Source organism: Qipengyuania sphaerica (assembly GCF_019711595.1).
GTDB classification, from domain to species: Bacteria; Pseudomonadota; Alphaproteobacteria; order Sphingomonadales; family Sphingomonadaceae; genus Qipengyuania; species Qipengyuania sphaerica.
In genome coordinates this window covers 1,117,199-1,134,268 of record NZ_JAIGNR010000001.1, presented here as the reverse complement: position 1 = coordinate 1,134,268, position 17,070 = coordinate 1,117,199, and the positions used below count along the sequence as shown (strand labels likewise).

Below are 17,070 nucleotides of genomic sequence, written 5' to 3'. Positions count from 1 at the left end.
CGGTCAGAGACCTTCCTGCGGTCCTCCGCCTTGCTTTGGTGCGTTGTCGGAGAGCTTGAACTGAGCGAAGCTGCCGGGAGAAGCCTCGGGTGCCTGGCTGTATTTGCCCGGGGGAAGCGCCGTAAGCGGTGCGCCGGCAGCTGCGAGCGCATAGGGGCTGACACGGTGGCGGGTGCACAGCCCCCCTGCCCCGTCATCGACCAGTTCCTGTTCGAATTCCACGCCCTGTGTATCGTCCATCGTCCGGCGTACCGTGCAGACCGCCAGCTGTCCCTGGCCGAAGTCGAGAACGAATTGGGTCCCGGTCGGGACATCTTCGAGCCCCTGGATCATGGCACCAGAGCGCGAGAGATTGCGCAGGGTGACATCATAGTAGTGATCTTCGTGGATCAGGCCGATTTTCCGGAACACAGTGCGGCGACCCGCACGCTGGCGCCCGTTATCTGTCGGCTCGAGTACCCAGTCCCCACTGGCGATTTCCTCGAGCACGATGTCCTGGCCCACTGCGTCGGAGAACACGTAGCCTTGGATGTGTTCGACGCCGATCTTCTTGAGCTCAGCCATGAGATCCATCGCATGGACACCGGTTGCACTCGTTTCCATGCCCATCGCGCCGGCCAGCGCTACCACCGCCCGGACAAGCTCCATGTCACCGAGATCGTTGCCCATAACAGGCTCGAAGAAGTTCGCCCCGATCTTGAGCGAGTTGAATGGAGCACGGCGCAGATAGGCGATCGAAGAAAGGCCCGAACCGAACTGGTCGAGGGTAAGCCGTACACCGAGCTTGAAAAGCGCACCGAGCGCCGCGTCGACTTTGCTGGCATCTCCGAGCAGAACGGATTCATTGAGCTCAAGCTCGAGGCGCGAGGCATCGAAACCCGTTTCCTTAAGCACGGTCTCAACCATTTCGACGAAGCCTTGCGCCTCGAACTGGACCGGCGAGACGTTGATCGACAGACGAAGGCTGTCAGGCCATTCGCACGCTTCTTCACAAGCCTTGCGCAGTGCCCATTCCCCAATCGGGATAATAAGGCGGCTGCCTTCCGCGACCGGAATGAAGGTCTCTTGCGAGACACGCCCACGCTCTTCATCTTCCCAGCAATATTGAGCTTCGAGAGCGATGACCTTGTTGGACGCAAGATCGACGCAAGGCTGGTACTCGAGAGTGAAATTGCCCTCTTCGATCGCCTCGGCGAGGTCCTCTTCCATGCGCTTGCGCAAGTTGGCCTCATGCTCGAGATCGGCTGCGTAGAAGCGGAACTGGCCGCGACCGCCGTTCTTCGAAGCATAGAGCGCAAGGTCCGCAGCACGCGTCAGCTCTTCGCGCTCGACTCCGTCGTACGGTGCAATCGCAACACCGACTGAGCAGCCAATGGTACAGCGCCCTTCCTCAACCGAATAGGGCTGCGAGAGCATCTGGATGATCTTTTTGGCAATCTCACCGAGTTCGCCGCGGTCGTCCATGTCCGGGATGAGAACCTGAAATTCGTCGCCACCAAGGCGGCCAATCTCGCCGCGACCCGCGATTACCGTGTTGAGACGCTCTGCCACCTGCTGCAGCAGCTGATCGCCGGCCGCGTGGCCTAGCGTGTCGTTGACCTGCTTGAAGCGGTCGAGATCGAGCATCATCAGCGCTGCGGCGCGCTTGGCGCTGCGGAAAGTCTGGAGCGTGGAGTCGATGCGCTGCTCCATTCGGTGTCGGTTGGAGAGGCCCGTCAGCGAATCGAATTTGGCGAGCCGGCTTGCTTCCTCTTCACTCCGGTATTCCTCGGTGATGTCGCTGGCCGTGCCGCGGAAACCGACGAAGATTTGCGCATCGTCGTAAATCGGGCGGCCCGAAAGGCGCAGCACGAGGTCGGCATTCATGTCGCCGGTCTCGACCGTGAGGTTTGCGAAGCTCTTTCGCGTGCCCAGCTTCAAGCCGAGTGAACGGGCATCGCCGTCGCCAGGCACAGGCTGGAGGATATGCTGGAGCGGGTCGGTGAAGGCCTTGTCACCCTTGCGACCCAGTTTCTGGTGGATTGCCGGGCTAAGATAGGTGAGCACGCCGCGCACGTCGGTCGCCCAAAAACAGGCCACACCGGAACTTTCGAGCTGTTCGACAATGGCGAGCTTGTCCGACCCCGAGAACTGGGGTGCTTCCGGGACGTACCGGCCGTCTGCTGCTGCAGAATCGCCCGATTTTCGGCCCTTGAAGAATTCGGTGAAGGGCATGGCGCCCATGTGCTCTCAACCTCATCGATGCCTTTTCAGGTTCGATCTGACTAGTGCCGAATGGTTAGCATCGCCCTAACAGTGGCAGCTATTTTGTCAGAAATCCCGACTTCGTCACCCAGTGGATGTATCGACCTCAGCGAAGCGCGGAATGCTGATGGGGCGATCTGCAGCAAGCTGGCCGTACACGTCCTTGGAAAGCGCGGCGAGCGGTTTTCCAGCAGCTTCGATTTCATAAGGTGACACGCGATGGCGGGTGCACAGGCCATCTGCGCCATCGCTAATCAGCGGGGTTTCGAATTCCACCCCCTGGACCTGCTTTTTCGACCTTCGGACCGTCGCGACAGCGAGTTGTCCGTCACCCAAGTCGATAACGAATTCGGTTCCTACAGGCACATCGAGAAGACCTTCGATCCGCGCGCCGGACTTGGAGATATTGCGAAGCGTAACCTTGTAGCGATGGTCTTCGTGGATCGCGCCCACGGTACGGTACACGGTTTTGCGTTCGGCGCGGTATTTCTCCGGTCCGCGCGGCTCGTATTCGAGCTCTCCCTTGGCCAGCCGTTCAAGCGCCTCCTCGTTGGTGATCGGTCGGGAGAAGATGTAACCCTGGATGTGGCTGGCGCCGCGATCGATGACCAGTTCGAGTTCGTCCTTGGTTTCCGTGCCCTCGGCAACGGTTTCCATTTTCAGCGCCTGCGCCAGGCTTACGACAGCGCTGATGATCGCTGAATTGTTGTTGCCCTCTTCGGTACTGCCGCGAACAAAGCTCTGGTCGATCTTGATCTTGTCGAAGGGGGCATTTCGTAGGTAGCTCATCGACGAATAGCCGGTCCCGAAGTCGTCGAGCGCCAGCCGTACACCGAGATCCTTCAGTTCCTTGAAGATTCCCAGTGTCTGTTCGTCGTCGCCAGCAAAGACGCTCTCGGTAATTTCCAGCTCGAGCCGTGTGGGATCGAGGCCAGACTTTTTCAACGCGCGCTGGACGACCTGCACGAAATCGTCGCCGCCGAATTGTGTCGGTGACACGTTTACGGCAACGCGCAATTCGACGGGCCATTGCTGCGCTTGTTCGCATACCTTGTTGAGCGCCCATTCGCCGATTTGCGTTATGAGGCCGATGTCCTCGGCGCAGGCGATGAAGATCTCGGGTGAGATGAAACCGCGCTCGGGATGCTCCCAGCGGATCAGCGCCTCGAAGCCGGAGAGCTTGTAATCCTTGGCCTTGACGATCGGCTGGTAGTGCATGACCAGCTCATCCTTGATGAGGGCATCGCGCAGATCCTCCTCCAGGATCCGGCGGAGCTTGGCGCCTTCCTTGAGATCGCTCGAATAGAAACGGTATTGCCCACGGCCACCACCTTTGGCTGCATAGAGGGCAAGGTCGGCGGCCTTGATCAATTCTTCGGCGTCAAGGCCGTCATAGGGTGCGATGGCTATACCCAGCGATACGCCGATAATGGCCCGGGAGCCGTTGATCGAATAAGGCTGCGCGATCATCTGGATCACACGCGTCGCCAGTTCACCCAACTCACCGCGATCATCCAGATCGGGCAGCATGATCAGGAACTCGTCACCCCCAAGACGCCCGATTTCGCCTCCGTGGTTCATGATCTGACCGAGCCGGGCTGCGACTTGCTTCAGCAGTTCGTCGCCAGCCGGATGGCCCAGAGTGTCGTTTACCTGTTTGAAGCGGTCGAGATCTAGCATCATCAGTGCGCAGGAACGCTTCGAATTGCGATACTGCGCCAGAGCGTTGTCGAGCCGCTTGTTCATGCGGTGACGATTGGCAAGGCCGGTCAGGGAATCATATTGCGAAAGGCGCTCGGCATCGCGCCGGCTCTCGCGGCTTCGGGTAATGTCCTTGGCGCTACCACGATAGCCGACAAACCGGTTGCTGTCGTCGAAGTGCGGTTTGCCGGCGAGTTCGAGGTACATGTCCTCGCCGCGCAGCGGAAGCTTCACCTGCAGCTGGGTGATCGAGTTGCGTGCGCCTAGGTAATAGGCAAGCGGGCGGTTTTCGCGCGCATATTCGTCGTCGCTGTCGCTGCGGTCGTTTTCGACAAGGTCGGTAAGAAGCGTTCCGTATACGTCTGCTTCGGTCTTGCCGAAGCGGTCCAGGGCGCTTTTGGACATGTAGATCAGGCGACCCTGTCCGTCAGTTGCCCAGAACCAGCCGAGGCCGGATTTCTCGAAACTCTCGAGCAGTTCGACGCGGCGGGAATAATCATGCTCCGCAATCGGGTCGAGCGTCTGCTCGTCCTCGGTGTCGCGCGCTTTGATATTTCTGGAAAAGAAACCCACAGTTCGCTTCGAGGCTAGACAGCCATCCCCTCACCCGTTTGCACTCATTCCGGCAAGTTGCACCTAGGTGTAAAACCTTACTAAACGCATAACCATCACCCCTCGCCAACAGCGCGGAATAGCGCAGCTTCTTGCAAGCGGAGTGAGCGCACGCCATGGTAGCGAAGGAGAGAGGGAGTAAAGCGCCTATGCGGCACATCGCCATCGTGGGTTCGGGTCCGGCGGGCTATTACACGGCCGAGGCGGCGGGGAAGCAATGGGGAGAGGATGTACGGGTCGACGTGTTCGATGCCCTGCCCGTACCTTACGGACTGATCCGTACTGGGGTCGCGCCGGACCACCAGTCGATCAAGAAAGTGTCGATGCGGTATGAAAAGACCGCGCTTACCGCGAATGTGCGCTTTGTCGGCAATGTGCACGTGGGTACCGATGTATCGGTTGCCGAACTCCAGCAGCTCTACGATGCAGTAATATTCGCCACCGGCGCGCCCTATGACCGCGAGCTGGGTCTTGAGGGCGAGGATCTCGCGAATGTGTTCGGCAGCGCGGCTTTTGTCGGATGGTACAACGGACATCCGAACTTCGCCGGACTTGGGCCGGATCTATCTGGCAAGCATGCCGTGGTCGTCGGAATGGGCAACGTGGCGCTCGATGTAGCCCGCATTCTCTCTAAAACCGAAGGCGAAATGGAGGGCTCGGATATCGTCCTGCATGCGCTGGAGGCACTTCGCGGTTCGAATGTCGAAACCGTCACCATCCTCGGCCGGCGCGGGCCGCACCAGATCATGATGACGCCCAAAGAATTGGGCGAGCTGATGCAGCTTGAACGTGCCAGCCCCTATGTCGACAAGGCAGACCTACCCCCGCCGGACGACGATGCCATTCTCGAGCCGGGCCTTCGCAAATCGGTGACTTTGCTGCGCGATTTCGCCGCCATTCCCGAAAGCATTCACGGCGAAACGCCGATCACCATCGAATTCGACTTTTTCGCCAATCCCAAGAGTTTCAAGGGCGACGGGGGGAAGGTCTCCGCAGTCGAGGTCGAGCGAACTACCATCGAGAAAGGCCGCGCTGTCGGCACGGGCGAAATCTACGATGTAGCGGCTGACCTTGTTGTGACTTGTATCGGCTACCGATCCTCACCCATCGAGGGTGTCCCCTTCGACGAGCGCGCGGGCCGTTTCGCCAATGACGAAGGCCGTATCCTGCCCGGCCTCTATTGCGTCGGTTGGGCCAAGCGCGGGCCGACCGGCACGATCGGGACCAACCGCCCGGACGGTTACGGCGTGGTCGAACTGGTCGCAGAGGACATCGGCGAAGGTTCGCGCAAGGCTGGCCGCGAAGGCTTCGACGAGCTCGCCGAGAAGCGCGGAATCGACATCGTCAAATTCAGCGATTGGCAAAAAATCGAGGAAGCGGAAATTGCCGCAGCTCGCGACGGATCGCCGCGCGAAAAATTTGTCGACATCGAGAGTATGATCGCGGCATTACGCTGAGCCGGAACGGCAGGGTCGCACCGCCCGTTATCTTGCAAACGGAACAACGAGAGGAATCGAACCGCCCATGCCCAAGCTCGAAGACGAAGCCGCCCAGCACACCAGCGCCCTCGGCCCGCTTATCGGCCTGACGCGCGAGGACATATTCGGCGCGGTCGCAGTGATGCTGCGCGAAACGGCTTCGGACCCGCAGCGCCTAATGAAGCATAGCCAGGCGATGGGCGAGGACATGATCAAGATCATGACCGGCAAGAGCGAGCTTGCTCCCGATCCCAAGGACCGCCGCTTCCAGGACCCTACCTGGCAGTACAACCCCTTCATGCGCGCCGGCATGCAGTACTACCTAGCAGTGCAGAAAGGTGCGGCGCGCTGGCTCGAAGATCTCGAATTGGACGAACTGGAGAAGGACCGCGCGCGCTTCATCTCCAACATCATCATCGACAGCCTCGCGCCAACCAATACGTTGGTGGGCAATCCCAGCGCGCAGAAGATGGCGATCACCAGCGGTGGCCTCAGCCTCGTGAAGGGGCTCAAGAATGCCTATGACGACATGGTCCACAACAAGGGCATGGTCAGCCAGGTCGACAAGAAGCCGTTTAAGCTGGGAGAGAATATCGCCACCTCGAAAGGCGATGTGGTCCTGCGCACCGAGATGATGGAACTGGTGCACTACGCGCCGACGACCGACGAGGTCTACGAAGTCCCCCAGCTGACCATCCCGCCGCAAATCAACAAGATGTATATCAACGACCTCAGCCCCGAGAAGTCGGTGGTGAAATACCAGGTCGACAACGGTATCCAGACTTTCGTCATCAGCTGGAAAAACCCCAGCAAGGATCAGGGCCATTGGGACATGGCCGATTATGTGAACTCCTGCCGCGAGGCAATGGAGGCGGTCAGCAAGATCACCGGCAGCAAGAAGGTAAACGTCTCCGCCGGTTGTTCGGGCGGGCAGACCGCCGCAATGCTTGCCAGCAAGCTCGCATCGGACGGGGACAATATCCTCGGCAGCCTCACCCTGATGGTGTGCGTGCTCCACCCCAAGCAAAACGACATTGAGGCAGGTTCGCTCGTCAGCGAGAACGGCCTCGAACTGGCCCGTCGCCGCGCCTCGAAAAAGGGCGTGATCAAGGGCGACGATCTGGCTCGTGGCTTCGCATGGCTAAGGCCCAACGACCTCATCTGGAATTACGTGATCAATAACTACCTGCTCGGCCAGGATCCGCCAGCCTTTGACGTGCTGTTCTGGAATGCCGATGCGACCAATTTGTCGGGCGCGCTTATGGGCGACTTCCTGACCGTCTTCGAAACACTCGCCTTCACCAAGCAGGGCGAGGTCGAGATGGTCGACCACAAGATCGACCTGTCCAAGGTCACCAGCGACCTTTTCATCCTTGGCGGCGTGACCGACCATATCACCCCGTGGAAGGCAACCTATCGCTCAACCCGCCTTTTCGGTTCCAAGGACATCACCTACGTCCTGTCGCATTCGGGGCACATGCAGGCGATTTTGAACCCTCCGGGTAACCCGAAGGCAAAGTATTACATCCAGAAGGACGGGAAGAAGAAGCTGCCCGAGACAGCCGACAAGTGGCTCGAAGGCACGGAAGAGGTCGCGGGGTCCTGGTGGCCCTACTGGATGAACTGGGTGCAGCAGCGCTCAGGCGAGAAGAAGAAGGCTCCGACGAAAACGGGGAACAAGGAGTTCAAGCCACTGGACCCTGCCCCCGGTCTTTACGTTATGGAAGCTTGCTGAGAACGACAAAGGATCTCGTGTGACTGCATCGAAGGACGAGCCGATGACGGCCAAGATCGAAATGATCGAAGCTGGCGGACGCACATTGCGGGTGGCGCATTGGCGGCTGGACAAACAGTCCGACCACCCACCGATCCTGTTCTTCAACGGTATAGGCGCCAATATCGAAGCGGTCGCGCCTCTCGCCGAGCGCCTCAAGGAACGCGGTTTCGTCATGTTCGACATGCCGGGCACGGGGGAAAGTCCCGACCCGACAGTCCCCTACAACCCCTTCACCATGAGCTGGACGGCAAGCCAGATCCTCGACCAGCTGGGTATCGGCGAAGTCGACGTGATGGGCGTGAGCTGGGGCGGCGCGATGGCGCAGCACTTTGCACTCCAGCATCCGGGCCGTACCCGCCGCCTGGTCCTGGTGGCGACGACGGCTGGGATGCTCATGGTGCCGGGCAATCCGGCCGCTCTCAGCAAGATGGCCAATCCGCGCCGCTATGTGGACCCTAAGTTCATGAATGAGCACTTCATGACGCTCTATGGCGGCATGACGAAACGGCCCGGCAGCAAGGCCGAGCATATCGGTCGTCTCAAGCCACCTTCACCGCGCGGCTATCTCTACCAGCTTATTGCCATGCTCGGCTGGACCAGCCTGCCCGCCCTGCCCTTCATGGAAAAGGAAGTGCTGATCATGATGGGCGGCGACGACCAGATCGTACCGCTGATCAACGGCAAGATCCTGAACACCATGATCCGCAACTCGCGGCTCGAAGTGTTCGAGGATGGCGGTCACCTGTTCCTGCTGACCCATGCCGACGAGAGCGTTGCGAGCCTGCGTGAATTCCTCGATGCGCCCCTGACCGAGGCCGAGCAGCGCCGCGCCGCCTAACCGCTTGGCCGAAAGGCCGCTTGCCAGACCAGTTGCATTGTGGAACTTTCCCTTTCGAGAGAGAGGAGCCACACCATGTCAGCATTCGACCTGATCATTCGCGGCGGGACTATCGTCGACGGGACCGGAGCAGCGCGATTTACAGGGGATGTCGCCGTTAAGGACGGATTGATCGCCCAGGTTGGCGATGTCTCGGGCGATGCGGCAGAAGAAATCGATGCGAGCGGGCTGCTCGTCACGCCCGGCTTCGTCGACATCCATACGCATTACGACGGCCAAGCGACATGGGACCAGGAGATGGCTCCCAGCAGCTGGCACGGCGTGACCACGGTCGTCATGGGCAATTGCGGCGTCGGCTTCGCACCCGCCAAGCCCGACAAGCACGAATGGCTGATCGGCCTGATGGAAGGGGTCGAAGACATTCCCGGAACCGCACTCGCCGAGGGGATGAGCTGGGACTGGGAGACCTTCCCCGAATATCTCGACGCGCTGGAAAAACTGCCGCGCACGGTCGATGTCGGCACACATGTCCCGCATGGTTCGGTACGCGCCTATGTCCTTGGCGATCGCGAGCGCCCGGGCGCCGTGCCTACTGAAGAGGATATCCGCCAGATGTCGGCCATCGTAGAGGAAGGCGTTCGAGCCGGGGCGCTGGGTTTCTCGACTTCGCGCACCGTCCTCCACCGCGATATCGATGGCGAGGTCGTCCCCGGCACCACCGCGACCAAGGAAGAACTCGTCGAAATCGGCCGCGCCATGGGCCGCGCAGGTCACGGCGTGTTCGAAATGGCCAGCGACATGAAGCGCGACTGGGACGAATTCGGCTGGATGGGCGCGCTGAGCCGCGAGACCGGCCTGCCCTGCACCTATGCCGCCTTGCAATCGATCGCCAAGGAAATGCCGCTCGACGAACAGATTTCCTCGATGCGCGCCGAGAACGACAATGGCGCGAATATCGTCGCCCAGATCGCATTGCGCGGGAACGGCATCGTCATGGCATGGCGCGGCACGGTCCACCCCTTCCGCCTCAAGCCGGCCTGGAAAGAGATAGAGGACCTGCCTTGGGAAGAGCAGAAGGCGAAGCTGTTCGATCCTGAATTCAAGGCGCGCATTATCGCCGAGCAGCACGACTTTTCCGAAGTGAACCAGGATATCATCGGCCTTATCATGGTCGTCTGCGGCGGCTGGAACATGCAGTTCGAGATGGACCCCGATTTCAACTACGAACCGACTGCTGCCGAAAGCATCCTCGAACGCGCCAAGGCTGCAGGCGTATCGGGCGACGAATATGCCTACGACCTGCTATGCAGCGACGATGGCAAGGGTTTCATCTACCTGCCGATCCTCAACTACGCAGACGGCAATCTCGATTTCCTCCACGATCTGCAGCAAGCCGACGATACGGTGAACTCGTTGTCGGACGGCGGCGCGCATTGCGGCACGATCTGCGATGCCGCCTCGCCTACATTCATGCTGCAACATTGGGTGCGCGACCGCGAGCGCGGGACAATTAGCTTGGAGAACGCCATCAAGCGCCAGTGCGCGGACACGGCACGGCTTTATGGCCTGGAAGACCGCGGTGTCATCGCTCCCGGCTTTCTCGCCGACATCAACATTATCGACATGGAGCGGCTGAAACTCGGCAAGCCTTGGCTCGCCTTCGACCTGCCCGCTGGCGGCAAGCGACTGCTGCAGAAGGCAGAAGGCTACGTCGCAACCATCAAGAACGGAACCGTCACCTTTCGCGAGGGCGAATGGACCGGCGAGACGCCGGGCGGCCTGATCCGTGGTCCGCAGCGCGCTGAGTTGGCAGAAGCAGCGGAATAACGGGAGCATGAATCTCGAAGCCGTCTATTTCATCAGTCAGGTCATTGCGGCAGTAGCGCTGGTTGGCTCTCTGGTCTTCGTCGGGATCCAGATAAGGCAAGTCTCGCAGCAGCAGCGCCGCGATGTGAAACGCGCCCGCGAAGTGCAGATACTCGAGATGATGGCGCAGCTTTCCAAGCCGGACCTTGGCCCACTATTCCTGCGTGCCAGCCAGGGCGATCCCTCTCTCAGCGACTATGAATTGGCGCGTTACCACATCGTCGTCACTTCGATAATATTCGCAACACGGCTGCGTTTCGAAGAGTTTCGCGAGGGAATACTGCCAAAACCGGAATGGGAGAAGTTTCGCGCAAATATCGGCTTCTGGCTCGCCGCACCCGGTTTTCGCGCAGTTTACCTCGTCTCTCACGCCAACATGCGCCCAGATCCCGACTTCGATGACGAGTTTGCAGCCGCCCTCGCCCAACCGATTTCCGATCGTCCCGCCTGGTATGCGAGTGCATATCGCGAAAAACTTGCTGCCATCCTCACAGAGGCAGAGGAAGCGGAAGAGGCGGCACGAGCGCCGGCTACTGAGAACGAACCACTATGAAAGCCATTCGTACCGCTGCGAGCCCCTCCACGCTTGATGCCCTGTCCTTGGTGGTTGTCCAAGATGCCCCGCCGCCAGCGGCTGGCGAGATTACTGTCGAGTTGAAAGCCAGTTCGCTCAATTACCATGACTATGCCGTCGTGAAGGGGATGATTCCGACCGCGGAAGGCCGCATACCCATGTCAGACGGCGCAGGCGTGATCACTGCGGTCGGGGACGGCGTGAATGAGTTTGCGGTTGGCGACAGGGTCTTGAGCACTTTCTTTCCCGACTGGCTTGATGGCTCGCCGCCGCAGACCGCTTTCACCCGCGTTCCGGGTGACGGAATCGACGGCTATGCGCGTGAAGCGATTACCGCGCCCTCCCATTGGTTTACCCGCGCGCCTGCCGGGTTCAGCCACGCCGAGGCAGCAACGCTCACCTGTGCCGGGCTGACTGCCTGGCGGGCGTTATTCGTGGACTACGCGCTGAAGCCGGGTGACACGGTGCTGGTGCAGGGCACCGGCGGGGTGTCGATCTTCGCCCTGCAATTCGCCAAGGCGGCGGGCGCGACTGTCATCGCAACCAGTTCCTCGGACGAGAAGTTGGAGCGCGTGAAGGAGCTCGGGGCGGACCATCTGATCAACTACAAGGAAGTGCAGGCCTGGGGTCCGAAAGCGCTTGAAATTACCGGTGGTCAGGGGGTGGATTGCGTAGTCGAAATCGGAGGAGCCGGAACGCTCGACCAATCGATGCTGGCAACGCGCGTTGGGGGCCATGTCGCCTTGATCGGAGTTCTCGCAGGCTTTGCGGGACCAGTGCAGACGGCGCTGTTGTTTTCGAAAAACCTCACGGTGCAGGGCCTCACCGTGGGCAGTCGGAAGATGCAGCAGGACATGGTTGCCGCGATAGAAGCGAACGGTATCCGCCCGCAGATCAGCGATACCTTTGCGCTGGAGAATTTGGCCGAGGCGTTCCGCCACCAGGAGAGTGGCAGCCACTTCGGCAAGATCGCGGTCGAGATCTAGGGCTCGATCACGATGCCCTTGGCGGGATCGACCTTGCCGCCGACCATCTCCACGAAGACATCACGCGCCGCCCCAAGGCCGCTGTGGCGCTCGATTTCCACCGAACTACCAGCATCTTCCATGAAACCGTGCCAGCTTTCGGCGACCATCGCTCCGGCTTCTTCCGGCCCGTGCTCCTTGAACAGCGAGACGGCATGGTCGGGCGCGAAAAACAGCGTCGGCGTAGGACCGGGGAGGTCACCGCCCGCGCCAAGCCCCGCACCGCGTTCCTCGATATGAGTCGCGCCAACAAGGCAGGAGTATTTGAGATTGTCGCCAAGGTGGTGGTGAAGCTGGCCTAGTAGCTTGGCATTGCCTGCGAAATCGACAGTTACGCTCGGTTCACCCGCGATTTCACCGACCGCATCATACGATAGCACCTCGTCATAGAGGCCGCTGTCCCTCACGAACTGCACATTGCCGGGCGAGGTCAGGCCAATCCGCTTCACTTGCGGCGAATGGCGTTTGGCGACACTCGCCAGTCCCATCGCGGTCTTGGACGAGGCGCTGGTGAGGATGACTTGCCCTGCCCCGAACCAGTCCTCGCTACGCATGAAATACTCTATCAGGAAGCCCGTCTTGAACAGCGGACCGAAGATCATGCGCTCGCCCTCGCGCGCAGGATCGTGCTCGGGATCGGCAGCGAGGCGCGAATACTGGTTGTAGATCGGGCTCATCGGCTGGCGATGCGCCGCCATGTCGACGAATACTCCGGCGCTCACCTTGCCAGGCACAACATCCAGATGGCTCGCCATGGGGAGGTAGCCATAGACCCGCTCGCCCTCGGCGAATTCGGGATGGTTGCTATCCTCTACCCGCGCATGGCCCCACATCGGCACGATCCCCTTGCCTTCCGGCGCAGGGAAGAAGTTCCAGTATCCGAAGCCGTCGCCGACTACGGCATAGGTCACATTGTTTGCCGTGACCGAGAAGCTCTCGATCGCCAGCCGCACCGCCCCATCAGCGAGTGCGCCAGCGTCCACCTCGACCACCTCGGCGTTGGTAAGGTCGGATTTCTGGACATGGACCTGCTGCATCGCGTCTCTCCTTTGCGGAGCGACGCTAGCGGCAGGTCATGACAATTGCGAGGGGCTTACACCCGCATCGGCATCAGCACGTACAGCGCGGGGCTGTCGTCGTTCTTGCGGATCAGCGTCGGCGCGCCAGCGTCGGCGAGGTGGATTTCCACTTCGTCGGAATCGATCTGGCTGAGGATGTCCTTCAGATAACCGGCGTTGAAGCCGATTTCGAAGCCGTCCGAACCATATTGTGCTGCCAGCTCTTCCGATGCCGTGCCATTGTCGGGCGAGGTAACAGTGAGCGTCACCTTGTCCTTGTCGAGCCCCATCTTCACCGCGCGGGTCTTCTCGGTGGCGATGGTCGCCACGCGGTCGACACCGGCGAAGAAGCTCTTCGGGTCGATCTTGAGCAGCTTGTCGTTGCCCGTCGGGATGACGCGCGAATAGTCGGGGAACGTGCCGTCGATCAGCTTGCTGGTGAGGACCACCCCGCCCTCGCCGCCGAGCGTGAAGCGGATCTTGCTGGCGGAAAGGTCCACCTGCACATCGCCGTCCATCTTCTCGTCGAGCAGCTTGCGCAGTTCGGCCACGGCTTTGCGCGGCACGATGACGTCGGGCATGCCTTCCGCGCCTTCAGGCCTAGCCAGCGTGAAGCGGGCGAGACGGTGGCCGTCGGTCGCGGCGGCCTTGAGCACCGGCTGGTCCTCGTCCGAGACGTGGAGGAAAATGCCGTTGAGATAATAGCGGGTCTCTTCGGTCGAGATTGCAAAGCGCGTGCGGTCGATAAGCTCGGCCAGCGTCTTGGCGGGCAGCGAGAAGCTGGTCGGCAAATCGCCTTCCACGATCACGGGGAAATCGTCGCGCGGAAGTGTGGGCAGCTTGAAGCGGCTGCGTCCGGCCTTCACGTCCATCCGGTTTTCAGCCGTTTCGAGGCTGACCTGGCTGCCTTCGGGCAGTTTGCGCGCGATGTCGAAAAGTAGGTGCGCCGAAACGGTGATCGCCCCTTCGCTTTCCACGCTGGCAGCTGCGATATGCTCGACCACTTGAAGGTCGAGGTCGGTCGCCATTACCTTGAGGCCATTGCCTTCCGCCTCGATCAGCACATTCGAGAGAATGGGAATGGTGTTGCGGCGCTCGACCACCGACTGGACGTGGGAGAGACAGCGCAGCAGCGTCGCGCGTTCGATTGTGGCCTTCATGGTCCTTCTTTCGTCCCTAAGGGGCGCGGTGAAGGCCGGAATCGCTCCACCAGCGCCGGAATACGGATAGCGACCTTAGCGGGGCTGACATGCCTCGCAAGCTTTGGACGCTAGCGGGCGGATTTCCCTTGGGGATAACCCGTAAATTAGCCCTGCATCGCCATGCCGCCGTTCACGTGGATCGTCTGGCCCGTGACATAACCGGCTTCGTCGCTAGCGAGATAGGCAACGGCTGCACCGATTTCGTCACCCTCGCCCATGCGGGCCATCGGGATCCGACTGTTGATTGCCGCTTTCTGGTCGTCGTTGAGGGCATCGGTCATCGCGGTCCGTATGAAGCCGGGGGCAACACAATTCACCGTGATGTTGCGGCTGGCAAGTTCTTGCGCGAGGCTCTTGCTCATGCCGGTCAGGCCCGCCTTGGCTGCGACATAGTTCATCTGCCCCGGATTGCCCGTATGGCCCACCACGCTGGTGATGGAAATGATGCGGCCACCCTTGGCCTTCATCATCGGACGTGCACTGGCGCGCATCAGGCGGAAGCTGGCTTCGAGGTTGATGCGGATCACCTCGTCCCACTCCTCGTCCTTCATCCGCATGGCGAGATTGTCGCGCGTGATGCCGGCATTGTTTACGAGGATGTTCATGCTGCCGAGCGTGTCGACGGTGGCGGGGATCAGCTCCTCGACCTGCGTCGTGTCGGACAAATTGCAGGTGATCTCAACGTGGTCGCCGCCGGTGTCTGCGTTGAGCTGTTCGCGAAAGGCGCGCAGCTTGTCGCCGTTCGAGCCGGAAAGCGCCAGGCGCGCGCCCTGCCGGGCGAGCGCATATGCAATGGATGACCCGATGCCGCCGCTGGCACCGGTGACGAGGGCGGTCTTGCCTTCGAGGCTGAACATCAGGCGTTCTCCTTCGCGAAATTCTCGAGGTCTTCCATGGTGACGAGGCTGATGGTCGTCGCCTCCTTATCGATCCGGCCGACCATGGGCCCAAGCACCTTGCCGCCCAGTTCGACGAAACGTTCGACACCCGCTTCGCGCATGGCCAGAACGCTTTCGCGCCAGCGCACGCGGCCGGTGACCTGGTCAACCAGCAGGGCCTGCTCTTCCGCCGGATCAGTCACACGCGCGGCAGTGACATTGGCGTAGAGCGGCACGGTGAAACCGGTGGGCGAGGTATTGCCAAGCGCTATCTTCATGCGCTGTGCGGCCGGTTCCATCAGCGAGCAGTGGAACGGCGCGGAAACGGGCAGCTTTATGCCGCGCTTGATGCCGTGATCCTTGGCCATCTCGATCGCGCGGTCGATTGCCTCGGCGTGACCGGAGATGACGACCTGCGTCGGGTCGTTGTCGTTGGCGACTTCGCAGACCTGGCCTTCGGAAGCGGCTTCGGCGAGCGCAGTGGCTTTCTCGATGTCGGCCCCAAGCAGAGCAGCCATCGCACCCACGCCGATGGGAACGGCATCTTGCATCGCGATCCCGCGCAGGCGGAGCAGCTTGGCGGTTTCCGACAGTCCAAAGGAACCAGCGGCACACAAAGCGCTATATTCGCCCAGCGAGTGGCCCGCGACACAATCAGCCTTGTCGGCCAGCGATACGCCAAATTCCTTCTCCAAGACGCGCAGTGTGGCGATGGAATTCGCCATGATTGCGGGTTGGGCATTGGAGGTGAGCGTCAGTTCGCTCTCGGGACCGTCCTTCATCACACCGGAAAGGTTCTGCTTCAGCGCCTCGTCGACTTCCTCGAAAACTTCGCGGGCATGCTGGCTGGCCTCGGCGAGCTCTACGCCCATGCCGACCTTCTGGCTCCCCTGTCCGGGGAAGATGAATGCAGTCATGAATCTCTCCTTCTTGCCGGCGCGCTTAGGCGCGCATCGCTCAAGCCTCAAGGCCGAAGGGGACGATCCTGTTGGCAGAGGTGTGCCCGATGGCCGCTCGCCCGAGGTAGGCGATGCCGTAGCGTTGGCACCAATAGCGCACGATTTCTTCAGCATCGGAGCCGAAGGGGCGGTCGTTTTCGGGTATTGCCGTCACTTCCCCGAGACGGATACCAGCGATGCCGCGCAAATGCTCGATCAGGTGGAACATCAACCGGTCGATCGCATACTCGTATTCGCCCACCTCCTCGATGATCACTTCGTGGCCTTCGAGCGCAGGCATGAATTGCGTGCCGACAAGCATGGCCAGCGTGTAGAGGTTGAAGGCAACCCTGGGCCGCCCGGACAGGGCAGGCTCGAGGCCGCCGTCATCGCCCGACATCCATACAAGCACGCGGCGCACGGCATCATCCCCGCCATCGCGCTTGATATCGACCGGCATCGGGGCATGAACGGGGTGGCCTATGCGCGCCCGGTACAGTGCGCCCAGCAGCGTCCCGCAGTCGGAATAGCCGATGAAAGCCTTGTCCTTTGCCTCTTGGCCAGCCTGCCCGATGAACTTCGCCGCGATGCGGTTCGAGCCGTAGCCACCCTTGGCGAACCAGACCGCATCGACCTCGGGATCGTCCGCGCATTCGAGTAGCGCTGCGAGGCGGACCTCGTCGCTTCCGGCAAAATGCCCCTCCTGCTCGAAACACTGTTCGTGAAAGGCGAGCTCAAGGTCCGGGAATTCGGAAGCAGCCAGTTCGGCAACGGCATCGGCATACTTCCGACGCAGCGGGGTGGCAGGCGCGCAGATCGCCACTTTTCGGATCGGTCGGTGCACGTGTGCGACCATGCCCGCTTGTCTTTGCGCTTACA

13 protein-coding genes are annotated in these 17,070 nt (G+C 60.9%); 6 read left to right on the top strand and 7 right to left on the bottom strand.

Translation table 11 applies throughout. The annotated features are described in order from the left end of the window. Window positions 1–3 precede the first annotated feature (3 nt). Window positions 4–2,223: a sensor domain-containing protein gene (locus K3178_RS05630; RefSeq protein WP_221570363.1), complete on the bottom strand. Its 2,220-nt coding sequence runs from the start codon at window positions 2,221–2,223 to the stop codon at window positions 4–6. Between the two features lie 105 nt (window positions 2,224–2,328). After that, a complete protein-coding gene (locus tag K3178_RS05625) occupies window positions 2,329–4,518 on the bottom strand; it encodes an EAL domain-containing protein (RefSeq protein WP_345719849.1) in 2,190 nt (729 codons plus the stop codon). 188 nt (window positions 4,519–4,706) lie between these two features. Here K3178_RS05625 and K3178_RS05620 point away from each other — a divergent pair, with 188 nt between their 5' ends. From K3178_RS05620 to K3178_RS05595, 6 genes are all read left to right on the top strand, one after another. Continuing rightward, window positions 4,707–6,014 (top strand): FAD-dependent oxidoreductase, encoded by a 1,308-nt coding sequence (locus K3178_RS05620; RefSeq protein WP_221570362.1) that lies wholly within the window; start codon window positions 4,707–4,709, stop codon window positions 6,012–6,014. Window positions 6,015–6,081: 67 nt separating this feature from the next. Beyond that, window positions 6,082–7,770 carry a PHA/PHB synthase family protein gene (locus tag K3178_RS05615; protein ID WP_221570361.1) on the top strand — a complete coding sequence of 563 codons (1,689 nt, stop codon included), beginning with the start codon at window positions 6,082–6,084 and terminating at the stop codon, window positions 7,768–7,770. Window positions 7,771–7,789: 19 nt separating this feature from the next. Next, window positions 7,790–8,650, top strand: a complete 861-nt coding sequence (locus K3178_RS05610; protein WP_345719848.1) for an alpha/beta fold hydrolase — start codon at window positions 7,790–7,792, stop codon at window positions 8,648–8,650. Between the two features lie 75 nt (window positions 8,651–8,725). Then, window positions 8,726–10,477 carry an N-acyl-D-amino-acid deacylase family protein gene (locus tag K3178_RS05605; RefSeq protein WP_221570360.1) on the top strand — a complete coding sequence of 584 codons (1,752 nt, stop codon included), beginning with the start codon at window positions 8,726–8,728 and terminating at the stop codon, window positions 10,475–10,477. A 7-nt stretch (window positions 10,478–10,484) separates the two neighbouring features. Further along, window positions 10,485–11,069 carry a hypothetical protein gene (locus K3178_RS05600; protein WP_221570359.1) on the top strand — a complete coding sequence of 195 codons (585 nt, stop codon included), beginning with the start codon at window positions 10,485–10,487 and terminating at the stop codon, window positions 11,067–11,069. Further along, window positions 11,066–12,076 carry a zinc-dependent alcohol dehydrogenase family protein gene (locus K3178_RS05595; RefSeq protein ID WP_221570358.1) on the top strand — a complete coding sequence of 337 codons (1,011 nt, stop codon included), beginning with the start codon at window positions 11,066–11,068 and terminating at the stop codon, window positions 12,074–12,076. The genes K3178_RS05600 and K3178_RS05595 overlap by 4 nt, the downstream gene beginning before the upstream one ends. Here K3178_RS05595 and K3178_RS05590 read toward each other — a convergent pair. The 5 genes from K3178_RS05590 to K3178_RS05570 form a co-directional block, all read right to left on the bottom strand. Further along, the gene (locus K3178_RS05590; RefSeq protein ID WP_221570357.1) at window positions 12,073–13,152 is read right to left on the bottom strand and encodes a DUF2855 family protein; all 1,080 of its coding nucleotides are present in this window, start codon (window positions 13,150–13,152) and stop codon (window positions 12,073–12,075) included. The genes K3178_RS05595 and K3178_RS05590 overlap by 4 nt on opposite strands. Window positions 13,153–13,208: 56 nt before the next feature. Further along, window positions 13,209–14,333: a DNA polymerase III subunit beta gene (dnaN, locus tag K3178_RS05585; protein WP_221570356.1), complete on the bottom strand. Its 1,125-nt coding sequence runs from the start codon at window positions 14,331–14,333 to the stop codon at window positions 13,209–13,211. A 146-nt stretch (window positions 14,334–14,479) separates the two neighbouring features. Beyond that, on the bottom strand, window positions 14,480–15,232 hold the full coding sequence (fabG, locus tag K3178_RS05580) for a 3-oxoacyl-[acyl-carrier-protein] reductase (RefSeq protein WP_221570355.1): 753 nt from the start codon (window positions 15,230–15,232) through the stop codon (window positions 14,480–14,482). Then, on the bottom strand, window positions 15,232–16,170 hold the full coding sequence (gene fabD, locus K3178_RS05575; RefSeq protein ID WP_221570354.1) for an ACP S-malonyltransferase: 939 nt from the start codon (window positions 16,168–16,170) through the stop codon (window positions 15,232–15,234). The genes fabG and fabD overlap by 1 nt, the downstream gene beginning before the upstream one ends. Window positions 16,171–16,210: 40 nt before the next feature. Beyond that, window positions 16,211–17,047 (bottom strand): LD-carboxypeptidase, encoded by an 837-nt coding sequence (locus K3178_RS05570; protein ID WP_247713521.1) that lies wholly within the window; start codon window positions 17,045–17,047, stop codon window positions 16,211–16,213. Window positions 17,048–17,070: the final 23 nt, after the last annotated feature.

Coding starts and splice junctions, on each gene's coding strand:
- K3178_RS05605 (WP_221570360.1), top strand. CDS start 8,726: ATGTCAGCATTCGACCTGATCATTCGCGGCGGGACTATCGTCGACGGG.
- K3178_RS05600 (WP_221570359.1), top strand. CDS start 10,485: ATGAATCTCGAAGCCGTCTATTTCATCAGTCAGGTCATTGCGGCAGTA.
- K3178_RS05620 (WP_221570362.1), top strand. CDS start 4,707: ATGCGGCACATCGCCATCGTGGGTTCGGGTCCGGCGGGCTATTACACG.
- fabD (WP_221570354.1), bottom strand. CDS start 16,170: ATGACTGCATTCATCTTCCCCGGACAGGGGAGCCAGAAGGTCGGCATG.
- K3178_RS05590 (WP_221570357.1), bottom strand. CDS start 13,152: ATGCAGCAGGTCCATGTCCAGAAATCCGACCTTACCAACGCCGAGGTG.
- K3178_RS05615 (WP_221570361.1), top strand. CDS start 6,082: ATGCCCAAGCTCGAAGACGAAGCCGCCCAGCACACCAGCGCCCTCGGC.
- K3178_RS05630 (WP_221570363.1), bottom strand. CDS start 2,223: ATGGGCGCCATGCCCTTCACCGAATTCTTCAAGGGCCGAAAATCGGGC.
- K3178_RS05570 (WP_247713521.1), bottom strand. CDS start 17,047: ATGGTCGCACACGTGCACCGACCGATCCGAAAAGTGGCGATCTGCGCG.
- fabG (WP_221570355.1), bottom strand. CDS start 15,232: ATGTTCAGCCTCGAAGGCAAGACCGCCCTCGTCACCGGTGCCAGCGGC.
- dnaN (WP_221570356.1), bottom strand. CDS start 14,333: ATGAAGGCCACAATCGAACGCGCGACGCTGCTGCGCTGTCTCTCCCAC.
- K3178_RS05595 (WP_221570358.1), top strand. CDS start 11,066: ATGAAAGCCATTCGTACCGCTGCGAGCCCCTCCACGCTTGATGCCCTG.